The following is a 14843-nucleotide window of genomic DNA, read 5'->3' as shown; positions in this document are numbered from 1 at the left end:
ATGAAAGACTGGATATTGAGGATAGCGAAGCTGTTGCTTCTGGTACTTCTGGCAGCGGGCGGCCTGCTGGTGGTGAAGGGAACGGCCCGGCAGGTGGATTTTGGAAAATTGCAGGCAGACGTGGAGAAGGCCATGGATCTGTCGGATATGAAGCAGGGAGACGCCAGGATGCTCCGGCGGTTCTATGACCTGAACGCAGGGGAACTGGCCCACTGGGTCCTGTATACCGCCTCAGACAATATGGCGGTGGAGGAGCTGCTTCTGGTGGAGTGTGCATCTCCGGAACAGGCCGAACAGGTATTGGAGGCGGCCCGGAACCGGAAGGAAACTCAGGTGAAAAACTTTGAAGGCTACGGCCCGGAGCAGGTGCAGCTGTTGAACGGGTGTGTCATTCGAAGAGACGGCAGCTATGTGCTGTTCGCAGTTTCGGATCGGGTCTCCGATATCAAAAAGGCATACCGAAAAGACTTGTTTCAGACAGAACGGACAGGAAGTTAGGAGCATAAGTAATCATGGTTTTCAGCAGTATTGTCTTTTTATTTGCATTTCTGCCGCCGGTGCTGGCGGTTTATTATCTGGCTCCGGGGAAGCTTCGGAATCTGGTGCTTCTGCTGGCCAGTCTGATCTTCTATGCCTGGGGAGAGCCGGTATACTGCCTGCTTATGGGGTACAGCATCCTGTGGAATTATGTGATGGGACTGGATATCGCCAGGCAGCAGGAAAAGGGAAAAAGGGGAAAGGGCAGTCTGGCCCTGGGCGTGGCCGTGGATCTGCTGATTCTGGGCTTTTTCAAATACTATGGTTTCCTGGCCCAGAACCTGGAGGCGCTGCTTTCTGTGAAGCTTCCGGCGCTTTCCTTAAGCCTTCCCATCGGACTTTCCTTCTACACCTTCCAGTCCATTTCCTATCTGGCGGATGTGTACAGGGGAAAGGCAAAGAGCCAGAAAAATCTGATTTCCTTCGGTCTCTATATCTCCATGTTTCCCCAGCTGGTGGCCGGGCCCATCGTCCAGTACGCGGACGTGGACGCCCAGCTTCAGAGCCGGGAAATGTCTCGTTCCCGGTTCGGGGAGGGAGTCCGCTATTTCGTCGTGGGTCTGGGGAAAAAGGTGCTTCTGGCCAATAATCTGGGCGTGATGTATCGGGAGATTACGGCCCTGTCTTCCCTGTCAGTGCTTTCCGCCTGGCTGGGGGTGCTGGCCTATACCTTCCAGATCTATTTTGATTTCAGCGGCTATTCGGACATGGCTATCGGCTTGGGAAAAATGCTGGGCTTTGAGTTTCAGCCAAACTTCCGTTATCCTTACTGGGCGACAAGCGTCACCGACTTCTGGAGACGGTGGCATATTTCCTTAAGCTCCTGGTTCCGGGAGTATGTTTACATTCCCCTGGGCGGCAACCGGGTCAGCACCGGGCGGCATATCTTTAACCTGCTGGTGGTCTGGGCCTGTACGGGGCTCTGGCATGGGGCCAGCTGGAACTTTGTGGTCTGGGGCCTTTATTACGGGCTTTTGCTGATTCTGGAAAAATATGTCCTGAACCGGCTCGGGAAAGGGAAAAAGGGAAAGCTGCCGGTGGTGGGGCGTTTTTATACGCTGGTGCTGGTCATGATCGGCTGGGTCTTTTTCTTCAGCCCAAATCTTCAGGCAGCAGGAACCTATCTGGGACTGCTGGTGGGACAGGGAGCCGTGGGAGTGGTGGATGGAGCGAGTCTCTATTATCTGACCACAGGCGCGGTTTTATTTTTGCTGGCGGCCCTGGGTTCCACGCCATTGCCGGGAGCGCTGTGGCGGCGTCTGCAGGAAAGCGACTGGTGGGATGTCCTGACTGTCACAGGCTATCTGGTGATTTTTTTGCTGGCTGTGGCCTATCTGATCCACGACACCTATAACCCGTTTCTGTATTTCCGGTTTTAGAAAATGAGGCAGTTATCATGAGAGACAGACGTTATCTGAACAATATACTGGGGCTGGGATTTGTCCTCCTGCTGGGAGGCTTTACCCTGGCCAATCTGCTTCATCAGGACGTGAAGTTTTCCGATACGGAGAACCGGATGCTGGAGCAGAGGCCGGTCTTCAGCCTGACGGAACTGATGGATGGCCGGTTTATGACGGATTTTGAGAAATATCAGACGGACCAGTTCGCTTTCCGGGATCAGTGGATTCGTTTCCAGACAGCGGCAGACCGGCTTCTGGGGAAAAATAAATCAGGGGATGTATATCTGGGAAAGGATCAGCTCTTTGAGGAGCCCTCCGGAATCCGGGCGGGAACCCGGCAGAATCTGAAAGCCATCGGAAGCTTCAGCGGACATTATCCTGGGGTGAGAAGCTATCTGATGCTGGTTCCCGACGCAGCTTCCGTCCAGAAGGAAGGACTTCCGGCATACGCGCCGGTGGAAGATCAGGAAAAACAGCTGGAAAAGATAGGAAGGTATCTGGAAAAGCGGGAGGAGCCGGTGATGGAGATCCCTCTGTATGAGACATTGCGGGAGCATAAGGACGAGTACCTGTATTACTGGAGCGATCACCACTGGACCACCCGGGGGGCAGGGTACGCCTATGAAAAAATGGCGGAGGTCATGGGGCTTCCGGGAGCGGAGAACAGGGCGGATTCCATGGAAAAACAGCTGTATCCGGTGACGGACAGCTTTCAGGGAACCCTTTCCGCCCGAAGCGGCTATCAGGTGCCCGATGATACCATAGAGGTCTACTGGCCGGAACAGGAGGAAGAGCTGGTGGTGACCTACGTGCAGGAGCAGATAAAATCAGCTTCCCTGTACGCGTCAGAGAAGCTGGATACAAAAGACAAATACGGCATGTTTTTAAACGGTAACCATCCGCTGACAGAGATCCGTACCATGGCTTCCACGGGACGGAAGCTTCTGCTGGTAAAGGATTCCTACGCCAACTGCCTGGTCCCCTTCCTGACCGGCGACTTTGAAGAAATCGTGCTGGTGGATCCCAGATATTATTACGACAGCCTGGATCAGCTGATGGAACAGTATGATTTTACCGATGTGGTCTTTCTCTATAATCTGAATACTTTTCTGGAGGACGACGTGCTGCATGATGTACTGGGATAAACGCGGACGACTCAGATAGAATACAGAACAGTTACAGCAGGTGGAAGGCCAGATCCTGCTTTAGAAAGAACTTCTGTACCATCTGATCCCAGGCGTGCTCCAGGGATTTGTCCATGGTAAATAAATTCAGCGACAGGGCGGTGGTGCAGATCACATGCCCGTCCTCATAGCGGATATTCAGGGCCAGACCGTTCACATCCCCCGGAGAAAAGGGAGAGGCGGTCTGGCTCAGTAATTTCTCAGTATTTTCAGGAGAAAGCTGAAAGGTAAAGTGAAACCCCAGAGGCGTCCGTTTTCCTTTGATGAGCTCCAGACAGAAGGGTTTTACCTCCTGCCATCGGGAAAAGCGACGGGTGGAAAGACCCAGGGCTTCCTGTTCCTCCTTACTATAATAGTCAGGGTGCAGATGGCCGTCGATATGGAAGGTGTTGTAGGTGATAACGCTGCCCTCCACCACATGGAAGGCATCGAAGGTGCCGCCCAGCAGCAGTTTATTCATAAAATTCTTTACGTCTTCGATCTGAAAAGAAATCATAGCTCCTCCTTATGGAAAATGGAATAGAAAATAGAATTCTTTCTTAGTATACATGGAATTGAAATAGAAATCAATTCATTGTATACTGGAGAAAAGAGCGTGTGTACGTGCCCCCAGGGGCAAAAAGGAGGATAAAGACAAATGAATACCATGAAATACGCGGAGAAACTGCTGCAGCTGACGGATGAGGGAACATCGCCCTTTCATGTGGCGGCGGCGGCCGAGCGGCAGCTGAAAGCGGCAGGCTTTCAGAAACTGAGTCTGGGACAGGACTGGGGGCTGGAGAACGGAGGAAAGTACTATCTGGTGCATAATGGATCCAGTCTGGTGGCATTCCGGCTGGGTAAGAAGTTTATGTTTGGAGATACTTTTCGGATCGCGGCGGCCCATACGGACTTTCCGGGACTTCGGATCAAGCCCCGTCCTGAGATAGAGAAAAATGGCTATCGTCAGCTGAATGTGGAGGTCTACGGAGGAGCTATTCTGAATACCTGGCTGGATCGGCCGCTTTCCGTATCGGGACGGGTGGTGCTGCGAAGCGACGATGTCTTTCATCCGGAGGTGCGCCTGGTGGACTTCCGGAAGCCCTTCCTGACGATTCCGAATCTGGCCATCCACATGAACCGGGAGGTCAATAAGGGCGTGGAGCTGAACCGCCAGAAGGATCTGCTGCCCATTCTGGGCTTACAGGATCTGTCCGGGAAGGAGGCGGATCAGGACTTTTTCCTGGACTGCCTGGCGAAAAAGCTGCGGGTGGATAAGGAGGATATCCTGGAGTATGAGCTGGGTCTCTATAACACGGATACAGGCGATTTTCTGGGACTCTCCGAGGAATTCATCTCCTCGCCACGTCTGGATAACCTGACCAGCGTACAGGCGGTGATTCAGGGACTCCTGGAGGGAGAACGGGAACAGGGCGTCAATATGGCGGTACTCTTTGACCATGAGGAGATCGGAAGCCGCACCAAACAGGGAGCGGGATCCATGCTGCTGCCCTCGGTGATGGAACGGATTCTGCTGGCTTTCGGAAGGGGACGGGAAAAGTTCCTGGAGACCTATGCGGACAGCATGCTGCTTTCGGTGGATGTGGGCCACGCAGTACATCCCAATTATTCGGAAAAGTGCGATCCTACCAATCAGGATGTGCTGGGCCGGGGCATCTGTATCAAGGAGTCCAGCAGCCAGTCCTATGCCACCGACAGCGAGGCGGTGGGAATCCTGCAGCAGATCTGCGACGCCCGAAAGATTCCCTATCAGAAGTTTGCCAATCGTTCCGATGTGGCAGGCGGAAGCACCCTGGGATCCATTGCGTCAGCGCTGCTTCCCGTAAAAACCGTGGATATCGGCGTACCGCTGCTGGCCATGCACTCCAGCCGGGAACTGATGGGAACGGCGGATCAGGAAAGTCTGGTGCGGACGGTGGAGGCATTTTTCACGGAATAGTGGAAAAGGTATTGAAAAGCTCATGGCGTTGTGCTATTATCTTATGTAGTATTTAAAACTACATTTCGGGAATGTAAAAAATCTGATTTGTGGTTATGAAAAATATCGGAGGAACGTTATGAGTTATAAAATTATCGTGGACAGCTGCGGTGAGCTGCCGAAAAGCTATAAAAAGGATGAGCATTTTGAAAGCGTACCGCTGACTCTGGACATCGACGGGTATCAGATTGTGGACGACGAGACCTTTGATCAGGCTGACTTTTTGAGAAGAGTAGCGGCCAGCCCCAACTGTCCCAAGTCTTCCTGTCCTTCTCCGCAGAGATATATGGAAGCCTATACCTGTGAAGCAGATCGCGTCTATGTGGTGACTCTTTCCGCAGAGCTGAGCGGTTCTTACAACAGTGCAGAGCTGGGAAAGAAACTATATGAAGAGGAGCGTGGAGCCAAGAATATCCATGTGTTTAATTCCTGTTCCGCGTCCGTCGGACAGACACTGATCGCCATGAAGATCGAGGAATATGAGAAAGCGGGTCTTCCCTTTGAGGAGGTCGTGGCAAAGGTGGACGCCTTTATCGCGGAGCAGCACACATATTTTGTGCTGGAATCCCTGGAGGCCCTCCGAAAAAACGGCCGTCTCAGTAACCTGAAGGCTTTTGTAGCCAATGCCCTGAACATTAAACCGGTGATGGGCGCCACGTCCATCGGAACCATCTGTCAAAAGGATCAGGCCCGGGGTATGAACCGTGCCCTGAAGCGCATGGCGGATTATGTGGCCGAGGAAGTGATTCATCCCGAGGAGAAGATTGTGGCTATTTCCCACTGTAACTGTCCGGAGCGGGCAGAGTTCATGAAAGAGGAGATTCAGAAGCGGATTCAGGTGAAGGATTTCCTGATCCTGGATACGGCGGGAGTCAGCAGCCTCTACGCCAGCGACGGTGGTGTTATTGTGGCCGTATAAGCAGAAAATCCTGTTTAAAATCCTGAAATTTTTCATGGCTTTTTCACAAATCTATGATATAATATAAAATAAATATGGAACTGTTTCGCGAAAATTCTGCCGGTACAGAAGAAGCGGGGCAGTTACAGAGGCAGAGAGGATAAAAACTATGAGTCAGGAAAAAGTAGATCGTTATAAAGAGCAGAAAGCCAACCGTAAGCAGATCATGGCCAGGGAGAAGCGTAGGAAGTTTCTGATAAAGGTATGTGCAGGCGTGATCGCTCTTGCGCTGGTATGTTGGCTGGGCTACTCCATCTACGACACCGTCAATAAACCGGATACTTCCGATGTGGCTATCACCACTACAGCCATTGATGATTATGTGAGCGGACTGCAGCAGTAAGAAAAAGAAAAAGAAAAGGCTCCCGCGTCTGATGACGCGGGGGCCTTTTTTTCGTGGAAATTAGTGATTGTTCTTATTCTTCTCCACCTCAGCCAGCTTCATAGCCCGAACCTTCAGCGGCAGGCCGAAGAGGGTGATGAATCCGTCTGCGTCGTGGTGGTCGTACATGTCGCCGGTGGTGAAAGATGCCAGAGACTCATTGTACAGAGAGTAGGGAGAAGTAGTGCCGGCTTTGATGATGTTGCCCTTGTAGAGCTTGAACTTTACTTCGCCGGTTACATACTCCTGAGTTACCTCCATGAAAGCCTGGATGGCTTCACGCAGCGGAGTAAACCATTTTCCTTCGTATACGATCTGAGAGAACTTATTGGCCATATCCTTCTTGGTCTCCATGGTAGCGCGGTCCAGAACCAGCTCCTCCAGCTGACGATGAGCCTCCATCAGGATAGTTCCGCCCGGTGTCTCGTATACGCCACGGGACTTCATGCCTACCACACGGTTCTCAACGATATCCACGATGCCGATGCCGTGCTTTCCGCCCAGTGCATTCAGGGTGCGGATCACGTCAGCCACCTTCATCTGCTTTCCGTTTACAGATGTGGGAACGCCCTTTTCAAAAGTCATGGTTACATATTCCGGTTCGTCCGGAGCCTTCTCCGGGGTGGTACCCAGAACCAGCAGATGGTCGTAGTTCGGCTCGTTGGCCGGATCCTCAAGCTCCAGTCCCTCATGGCTGATGTGCCACAGGTTCCGGTCGCGGCTGTAGCTGGAATCGGTAGAGAAGGGAAGATGGATGCCGTGCTTTTCGCAGTACGCGATCTCGTCCTCACGGGACTGCATGGTCCAGATATCGGTCATTCTCCAGGGAGCGATGATCTTCAGGTCCGGAGCCAGAGCCTTGATACCCAGCTCAAAACGAATCTGGTCATTTCCCTTACCGGTAGCGCCGTGGCAGATAGCGACCGCGTTCTCTTTTCTTGCGATCTCCACCAGTTTCTTGGCGATAGCCGGACGTGCCATGGAAGTACCCAGCAGATACTTGTTCTCGTAGACAGCGTCAGCCTTTACGCAGGGCATGATATAATTTTCAGCAAAATCGTCTACCAGATCCTCGATGTACAGCTTGGAAGCACCGGAGAGCTTCGCACGCTCGTCCAGTCCGTCCAGCTCATTTCCCTGGCCGCAGTCGATACAGCAGCAAACTACGTCGTAATCAAAATGCTCCTTCAGCCACGGAATAATGGCAGTGGTGTCCAGTCCGCCGGAATAGGCAAGTACTACTTTGTCTTTCATATTCAAATATCCTCCTGAGTGTTTTATGATTTTGATGCGGCATGAATGTTTATGCATACCACTTGCGTTCACTGAAAACTAATATACATCATTTCTATATAATATGCAAGGTAAAATTCAGAAAAAGATTCATAGAAATATGAATAAAAATAAAATAGTGCTTGAATAATATGCATAAAAGTGATAATATATGCAAAACAAATGTATAAAAATACATACAAACGGAAAAGTGCTTGAAATACCGACCAAACAGGTCTAAAATAAGGGCAAACGCGTAGCATTAGAAGCGTAAAGGAACTGAACAGAAAAGAGAGGAAAAACAGAATGATAAAGGCAGGAATTATCGGAGCAACCGGATATGCAGGCGGCGAGCTGGTCCGTATTCTCACGGGACATAAGAATGTAGAGATAAAATGGTACGGCTCCAGAAGCTACATAGATAAGAAGTATGCGGAAGTCTATCAGAATATGTTTCAGATTGTAGACGACAAATGCATGGACGATAATATGGAAGCGCTGGCAGACCAGGTAGACGTGATTTTTACAGCGACGCCCCAGGGTCTCTGCGCCTCTCTGGTCAATGAGGAGATTCTTTCTAAGGTAAAAATTATAGACTTAAGCGCGGATTTCCGGATAAAAGACGTGGCGACCTATGAAGCATGGTATAAGATCCAGCACCCGACGTCCCAGTTTATCCCGGAGGCTGTCTACGGACTCTGTGAGATCAACCGGGAGGCGGTAAAGAAGGCGCGGCTGGTGGCCAATCCAGGCTGCTATCCCACCTGCAGCACCCTTTCCATCTATCCGCTTTTAAAGGAAGGGCTTATCGATCCGAACACCATTATCATCGACGCCAAGTCCGGAACCTCCGGCGCGGGCAGAGGCGCGAAGGTGGACAACCTGTACTGCGAGGTCAATGAAAATATCAAGGCCTACGGCGTGGCAAATCATCGTCATACGCCTGAGATTGAGGAGCAGCTGTCCTACGCGGCAGGCCAGCCGGTGCTGATCAATTTCACACCCCATCTGGTGCCCATGAACCGAGGGATCCTGATCACAGCCTATGCCTCCCTGAAGAAAGAGGTTTCCTATGAGGAAGTGAAGGCTGCTTACGATAAGTATTACGCAGAGGAGAAATTTGTCCGGGTACTGGACAAGGACGTATGCCCCCAGACCAAATGGGTGGAGGGCAGCAACTATGTGGATGTGAACTTCAAACTCGATCCGAGAACCAGGCGTGTGATTATGATGGGCGCCATGGACAACCTGGTGAAGGGCGCAGCCGGCCAGGCCGTCCAGAACATGAACCTGATGTTCGGATTGAAGGAGAGCGAGGGTCTGGAGCTCGTTCCCATGTTCCCGTGACCATGGTGTTTCCTTAATCATGAGCACTTGGTGAGGTGTTTCCTTAATACTTGGTGAGGTACAGGAAAATGACTATCCGAACAATGACCATCGACGATTACGACGGTGTCTACGCCCTCTGGATGACTATCAAAGGCTTTGCCATCCGGAGCATCGACGACTCCCGGGTGGGCGTGGAGCGATTTTTAAAACGAAATCCCACCACCAGTGTGGTAGCCATCGAGGACGGCAAGGTGGTAGGCAGCATCCTCTGCGGCCACGACGGACGCCGGGGCTGTCTCTACCATGTCTGCGTCCACCGGGATTACCGGATGAAGGGGATTGGCAAGGCTATGGTAGTCTTTGCTATGAACGCCTTAAAAGAAGAACAGATCAGCAAGGTATCCCTGATTGCCTTTACCCAGAACGATATCGGCAACGCCTTCTGGAACCGTATCGGCTGGACGCAGCGTCTGGATTTGAACTACTATGATTTTGTCTTAAATAAAGAAAATATTGAAGCGTTTAACGAATAGACTTCACAACGGAAAGGGAGGAGTATTATGAAAATCACAGAAATCAAGGGCGGCGTCACTGCGGCAAAGGGCTTTGAAGCAGCAGCAGCGGCGGCAGCCATCAAGTACCAGGGAAGGACCGACATGGCCCTGGTATACAGCGAAAAGCCCTGTCACGCGGCAGGCACCTTCACCACCAACATCGTAAAGGCAGCCCCGGTGAAATGGGATCAGAAGATTGTAAAGGAGTCTCCCTACGCCCAGGCAGTCATCGTAAACTCCGGCATCGCCAATGCCTGCACCGGCGAGGAGGGCATGGGCTACTGTAAGGAGACCGCGGAAGAGGCAGCCAAAGTTCTCGGCGTTCCGGAAAATGCCGTTCTGGTGGCGTCCACCGGCGTCATCGGCATGCAGCTTCCCATGGATCGCCTGAAAAAGGGAATCAGCCTTTTAAAAGAAGCCAAGGGCAGCACCCTGGAGCATGGAACTGCAGCCTCCAAAGCCATTATGACCACGGATACTGTGAATAAAGAAATCGCGGTCCAGGTGGAACTGGGCGGCAAGACTGTAACCGTAGGCGGTATGTGCAAGGGCTCCGGCATGATTCATCCGAATATGTGTACCATGCTGGCCTTCGTGACCACCGACGCGAACATTTCCAAAGAGATGCTGCAGAAATGTGTAAGCGCAGACGTAAAGGACACCTTCAATATGATTTCCGTGGACGGCGATACTTCCACCAACGACACCCTGCTGGTGCTGGCAAACGGCATGGCAGAGAATCCGGAGATTACGGAAGAAAATGAGGATTACAAAGCATTTGCCAAGGCGCTGAACACCGTCAACACCTGGCTTGCAAAGAAAATGGCAGGCGACGGCGAGGGCGCGACAGCACTCTTCGAGGTGAAAATCGTGGGAGCCGAGAGCAAGGAGCAGGCTGTGATTTTGAGCAAATCCGTGGTTACCTCCAGTCTGGTGAAGGCAGCCATTTACGGCCATGACGCCAACTGGGGCCGGATCTTATGCGCCATGGGTTATTCCGGAGCCCAGTTCGACCCGGAGAAGGTGGAGCTGTTTTTCGAGAGCGCAGCCGGAAAGATCCAGATTATTGAAAATGGCGTGGCAGTGAACTACAGCGAGGAAGAGGCCACGAAGATCCTCTCCGAGCCGGAAGTAACAGCAATTGCGGACGTGAAAATGGGCCACGCCACAGCCACGGCCTGGGGTTGTGACCTGACCTATGATTATGTGAAAATCAACGCGGATTATCGTTCCTAAAAGCAGAATAAAAGCGTTTTAGAATGGAAATGTGTGAGCGCCGGGCGCGGCGCAGGACATACAGAGGAGAAAATATTATGAGCAGAGAAGAAGAAATGAATACCTACCTGGAGAAAGCCAAGGTCCTCATTGAGGCCCTTCCTTATATTCAGCGTTTTAACCGGAAAATCATCGTGGTCAAATACGGCGGAAGCGCCATGGTGGATGAGGAGCTGAAGCGCAGCGTCATTCAGGACGTCACCCTTCTGAAGCTGGTAGGCTTTAAGCCCATCATTGTACACGGCGGCGGTAAGGAGATCAGCCGCTGGGTGAGCAAGGTCGGTATGGAGCCCAAGTTCATCAACGGTCTTCGCGTAACGGACAAAGAAACCATGGAAATCGCGGAAATGGTCCTTGGTAAGGTTGGAAAGAGTCTGGTGCAGTTAGTCGAGGGGCTGGGCGTTAAAGCAGTCAGCCTAAGCGGAAAGGACGGCGGTCTTCTGAAGGTGGAGAAGAAATATTCCAAGGGGGAGGACATCGGCTTCGTGGGCGAGATCACCGATGTGGATCCTCAGATTCTCTACGATCTGCTGGAGAAGGATTTCCTGCCCATCGTATGCCCGGTGGGTCTGGACAAAGACTTCAATACCTATAACATTAACGCTGATGACGCGGCCTGCGCCATTGCCCGGGCTGTGAACGCGGAGAAACTGGCGTTCCTGACGGACATCGAGGGCGTCCGGAGAGATCCGGAAGATCCGAAGAGCCTGATTTCCGAGCTGCATGTAAAGGAAGCAAGAGAGCTGATTGCGAACGGAAATATCGGCGGAGGCATGCTTCCGAAGCTGAATAACTGCATCGACGCCATCGAGAACGGCGTATCCAGAGTGCATATCCTGGATGGACGTATCGCCCATTGCTTACTTCTGGAAATCTTTACCAACAAGGGAATCGGTACAGCCATTCTGGGCGAAGGAGAGGAAAACTATTATGATGGAAAATAAAGAGACGATTATCAAAGAGGCGGAAGAAAACGTGCTTCATACCTACAACCGTTACCAGGTGGTACTGGATCACGGCGACGGCGTCTATCTCTGCGACACAGACGACAATAAATACCTGGACTTCGCCGCAGGCATCGCGGTACAGGCCCTGGGCTATCATTATCCGGGCTACGACGAGGCGCTGAAAGGCCAGATTGATAAACTGATGCATACTTCCAATCTGTATTACAATGAGCCGGCAGCAGAGGCAGCAGAGAAGCTGGTGCGTATGAGCGGCATGAGCCGGGTATTCTTTACCAACAGCGGAACTGAGGCCATCGAGGGAGCTTTAAAGGCAGCCCGTAAATATGCCTGGCTGAAAGACGGTAAAAATGATCATGAAATCATTGCCATGAACCATTCCTTCCACGGACGGAGTATGGGAGCCCTGTCTGTCACCGGCAATGAGAAATACCAGGCGCCCTTCCGCCCGCTCATCGGCGGCATCCGTTTTGCGGATTACAACGATCTGGAGAGCGTAAAGGCCCAGTTTAACGAGCGCACCTGCGCGGTGATTCTGGAGACGATCCAGGGAGAGGGCGGTATCTATCCGGCCACAGAGGAGTTCTTAAAGGGCGTAAAGGCTCTCTGCGAGGAGCATGACGCGCTTCTGATTCTGGACGAGATCCAGTGCGGAATGGGTCGGAGCGGCCATTTATTTGCATGGCAGGAGTACGGTGTGAAGCCGAATATCATGACCTGTGCCAAGGCTCTGGGCTGCGGCGTTCCGGTGGGTGCTTTTGTGCTGGATGAAAAGACAGCGTTGGGTTCCCTGGCGCCCGGAGATCACGGCACCACCTACGGCGGCAACCCCTTTGTCTGTGCGGCAGTATCCAAGGTGCTGGATATTTTTGAGCAGGATCATATCGTGGAGCATGTACAGGAGGTTGGTGCTTATCTGCAGGAGAAGCTGGATGCTCTGGTGGATAAGTACGACTGCATTGCAGCCCGCAGGGGCAAGGGACTGATACAGGGACTGGTAATCCAGGGTAGACCTGTGGGAGAAGTTGTGTTAAAATCTATGGATGAGGGTCTGATCGTGATTACGGCCGGAAGCGATGTACTGCGTCTGGTTCCGCCTCTGGTCATCACTAAAGACCATGTAGACGAAATGGTTGAAAAGCTTGAGAGGGCTTTGACGAAAGGTTAGGATTTTACACAAATGAGACATACGATTTACCGGAGAGCCATCGCCATTCTGGTGGTGCTGCTCGTATTTGCGCAGATGGGACAGGTGGCATTTTCATACCACAGGAAGCAGCAGGAGGCTGCGGCAGCCGGACAGGAGACAGAACGGAAGAAGCTGACTCTCTGGTACACGGATGAAAAGCTGAATGCCTATCTGGTGGAAGCAGCGGCAGCTTTTGAGGAGGAGTATGGTGCAGAGGTGACCCTGCAGCTGGTGACAGCCGTGGACTATATTGAGCATATCAATACAGCCAGTATCTCCGATCTGGGAGGACCGGATCTGTTTATCACTTCCAGCGAGCTTCTGGGCAAGGCCAGACTTGCGGGTCTGACAGTGGAAAATGACAGTTTTACGGCAGGAGAATTGAAGAAGGACTTCCCCCAGAAGGCCATCGACGCGGCTACCTGCGGCGGAAAGCTTATGGCTTATCCCTTTTATTTTGAAACCTGTTTCCTGCTGTATAATACCAACTATGTGGATTCCGCTCCGGATACCATCGATGAGATTCTGGATTATGCGGACAATTACGAAGCCACAGAGGAGACGCAGAATGTGGAAAATATCTTCAAATGGAACGTGGCGGATATTTTCTCAAACTTCTTTTTTATCTCTAACTATGTGAATCTGGGCGGAGAGACCGGGGACGATCCGGCGCAGGTACAGCTGGATGCCCAGGAGGTGAAGGACTGCCTGGCGTATTATCAGAGCCTGAATGCCTTTTTCGCCATTGATGCGGATGAGGTTACTACAGATAGTGTGCTGCAGGAGTTTATCGACGGAAAAACTGTCTACACCATTGCAAAGACCGACGCCATCGCGAAGCTGGACGCAGCAGTGGCAGAACAGGGAGGCGAGGGATTCTACGGAATCGCGGAGGTTCCGGATTTGACCGGAGACCTGGCTACCAAGGGTCTTTCTGTCACAAATTCTGTAGTGGTGAATGCCTATTCGAAGGAGCGGGAGTTGTCCAAAGAGTTTGCCCGCTATCTGACCTGTGAGCGGGTACAGGATCTGTATCCTATGTCAGATAAAATGCCCGTATGCCTGAATGTGGATTATGAGAACAGTCAGATGCCGGTTCTGCTGGATCAGTATGAGAATTCGGTGGAGGTACCGAAGCTGACGGATTTAAGCAATTACTGGATCGAGATGGAGATTGCTTTTGCGAATATCTGGAAGGGGAACGACGTGAATACGGAAGTGGACGCGGTGACCCAGAAGGTTATGCAGCAGCTTCAGACCCAGGAATAATTGTCGCAAAATCAGGATAAGAATAAAAACAGAATAAGAATAAAAAATTCCAGTCACGGAAACACTGATTTCTAAAAGAAAAGAAAGCGGTGAAACTGTGACTGGAATTTTTATTGCGCTTCTTTCTGGCGCGCTGATGAGTATTCAGGGAGTTTTTAATACGGAGGTGACCAAGGCCAGCAGTGTCTGGGTATCGGCAGCCTGGGTACAGCTGACGGCCCTTCTGACCTGTCTGGCGGTCTGGGCGGCTGCAGATCGGACGAATCCGCTGACAGCTCTGCAGGTGACACCGAAGTACTTTCTGCTGGGAGGGGTCATCGGTGCCTTTATCACTTTTACAGTCATCAAAGGGATGGACGCCCTGGGGCCCGCCAGGGCGGTGATGCTCATTGTCATAGCCCAGCTTTTAGTGGCCTATCTGATTGAGCTGCTGGGGCTTTTTGGAGTGGAAAAGGCGGATTTTTCCTGGCGGAAGATGGTGGGGATGGCGGTGGCCATCGTCGGGGTTATTTTGTTTAAATGGGAATAAGGTTCCGGAAATTTCCAGAAAA

General features: G+C 51.9%; 15 protein-coding genes. 13 read left to right on the top strand and 2 right to left on the bottom strand.

All coding sequences use genetic code 11. From position 1 onward, the window contains the following. The 3 genes from H8S44_RS14330 to H8S44_RS14320 are packed head-to-tail and all read left to right on the top strand — an operon-like array spanning position 1 to position 3082. Positions 1-498, top strand: a complete 498-nt coding sequence (locus tag H8S44_RS14330; protein ID WP_186873880.1) for a DUF4358 domain-containing protein — start codon at positions 1-3, stop codon at positions 496-498. Positions 499-512: 14 nt separating this feature from the next. Next, positions 513-1916 carry an MBOAT family O-acyltransferase gene (locus H8S44_RS14325; protein ID WP_186873879.1) on the top strand — a complete coding sequence of 468 codons (1404 nt, stop codon included), beginning with the start codon at positions 513-515 and terminating at the stop codon, positions 1914-1916. A 17-nt stretch (positions 1917-1933) separates the two neighbouring features. Then, the gene (locus H8S44_RS14320) at positions 1934-3082 is read left to right on the top strand and encodes a DHHW family protein (protein WP_186873878.1); all 1149 of its coding nucleotides are present in this window, start codon (positions 1934-1936) and stop codon (positions 3080-3082) included. Positions 3083-3113: 31 nt separating this feature from the next. On the opposite strand, the gene H8S44_RS14315 is transcribed toward H8S44_RS14320, so the two are convergent. Further along, positions 3114-3617, bottom strand: a complete 504-nt coding sequence (locus tag H8S44_RS14315) for a DUF5721 family protein (protein ID WP_186873877.1) — start codon at positions 3615-3617, stop codon at positions 3114-3116. Between the two features lie 141 nt (positions 3618-3758). Between H8S44_RS14315 and H8S44_RS14310 the strand changes: the two genes are divergently transcribed. The 3 genes from H8S44_RS14310 (at position 3759) to H8S44_RS14300 (ending at position 6400) form a co-directional block, all read left to right on the top strand. Beyond that, the gene (locus H8S44_RS14310) at positions 3759-5060 is read left to right on the top strand and encodes a M18 family aminopeptidase (protein ID WP_186873876.1); all 1302 of its coding nucleotides are present in this window, start codon (positions 3759-3761) and stop codon (positions 5058-5060) included. Between the two features lie 118 nt (positions 5061-5178). After that, a complete protein-coding gene (locus H8S44_RS14305; protein WP_186873875.1) occupies positions 5179-6018 on the top strand; it encodes a DegV family protein in 840 nt (279 codons plus the stop codon). Between the two features lie 148 nt (positions 6019-6166). After that, positions 6167-6400 (top strand): hypothetical protein, encoded by a 234-nt coding sequence (locus H8S44_RS14300; protein ID WP_186873874.1) that lies wholly within the window; start codon positions 6167-6169, stop codon positions 6398-6400. A 60-nt stretch (positions 6401-6460) separates the two neighbouring features. Here H8S44_RS14300 and H8S44_RS14295 read toward each other — a convergent pair whose 3' ends face one another. Next, positions 6461-7693 carry an argininosuccinate synthase gene (locus H8S44_RS14295; protein WP_186873873.1) on the bottom strand — a complete coding sequence of 411 codons (1233 nt, stop codon included), beginning with the start codon at positions 7691-7693 and terminating at the stop codon, positions 6461-6463. Positions 7694-8017: 324 nt separating this feature from the next. On the opposite strand from H8S44_RS14295, the gene argC reads away from it, so the two are divergent. The 7 genes from argC (at position 8018) to H8S44_RS14260 (ending at position 14821) form a co-directional block, all read left to right on the top strand. Then, positions 8018-9058 (top strand): N-acetyl-gamma-glutamyl-phosphate reductase, encoded by a 1041-nt coding sequence (argC, locus tag H8S44_RS14290; protein WP_186873872.1) that lies wholly within the window; start codon positions 8018-8020, stop codon positions 9056-9058. Positions 9059-9126: 68 nt separating this feature from the next. Then, positions 9127-9573 (top strand): GNAT family N-acetyltransferase, encoded by a 447-nt coding sequence (locus tag H8S44_RS14285; RefSeq protein ID WP_186873871.1) that lies wholly within the window; start codon positions 9127-9129, stop codon positions 9571-9573. A 27-nt stretch (positions 9574-9600) separates the two neighbouring features. After that, entirely contained in the window at positions 9601-10830 is a 1230-nt protein-coding gene (gene argJ / locus H8S44_RS14280; protein WP_186873870.1) for a bifunctional glutamate N-acetyltransferase/amino-acid acetyltransferase ArgJ, read from the top strand. A 77-nt stretch (positions 10831-10907) separates the two neighbouring features. After that, entirely contained in the window at positions 10908-11813 is a 906-nt protein-coding gene (argB, locus tag H8S44_RS14275; protein WP_243167619.1) for an acetylglutamate kinase, read from the top strand. Beyond that, a complete protein-coding gene (locus H8S44_RS14270; protein ID WP_408609391.1) occupies positions 11803-13002 on the top strand; it encodes an aspartate aminotransferase family protein in 1200 nt (399 codons plus the stop codon). Before argB ends, H8S44_RS14270 begins: the two co-directional genes overlap by 11 nt. A gap of 12 nt (positions 13003-13014) precedes the next feature. After that, positions 13015-14292 (top strand): sugar ABC transporter substrate-binding protein, encoded by a 1278-nt coding sequence (locus H8S44_RS14265; RefSeq protein ID WP_186873868.1) that lies wholly within the window; start codon positions 13015-13017, stop codon positions 14290-14292. Positions 14293-14389: 97 nt separating this feature from the next. Then, complete coding sequence (locus H8S44_RS14260) at positions 14390-14821, top strand: DMT family transporter (protein ID WP_186873867.1); 432 nt, start codon at positions 14390-14392, stop codon at positions 14819-14821. The last annotated feature ends 22 nt before the right edge of the window (positions 14822-14843 follow it).

The organism is Anaerosacchariphilus hominis, from assembly GCF_014290175.1.
GTDB lineage: Bacteria > Bacillota > Clostridia > Lachnospirales > Lachnospiraceae > Laedolimicola > Laedolimicola hominis.
Note: the sequence above shows the minus strand (reverse complement) of the source record. Positions and strands in the feature narration are given on the sequence as shown.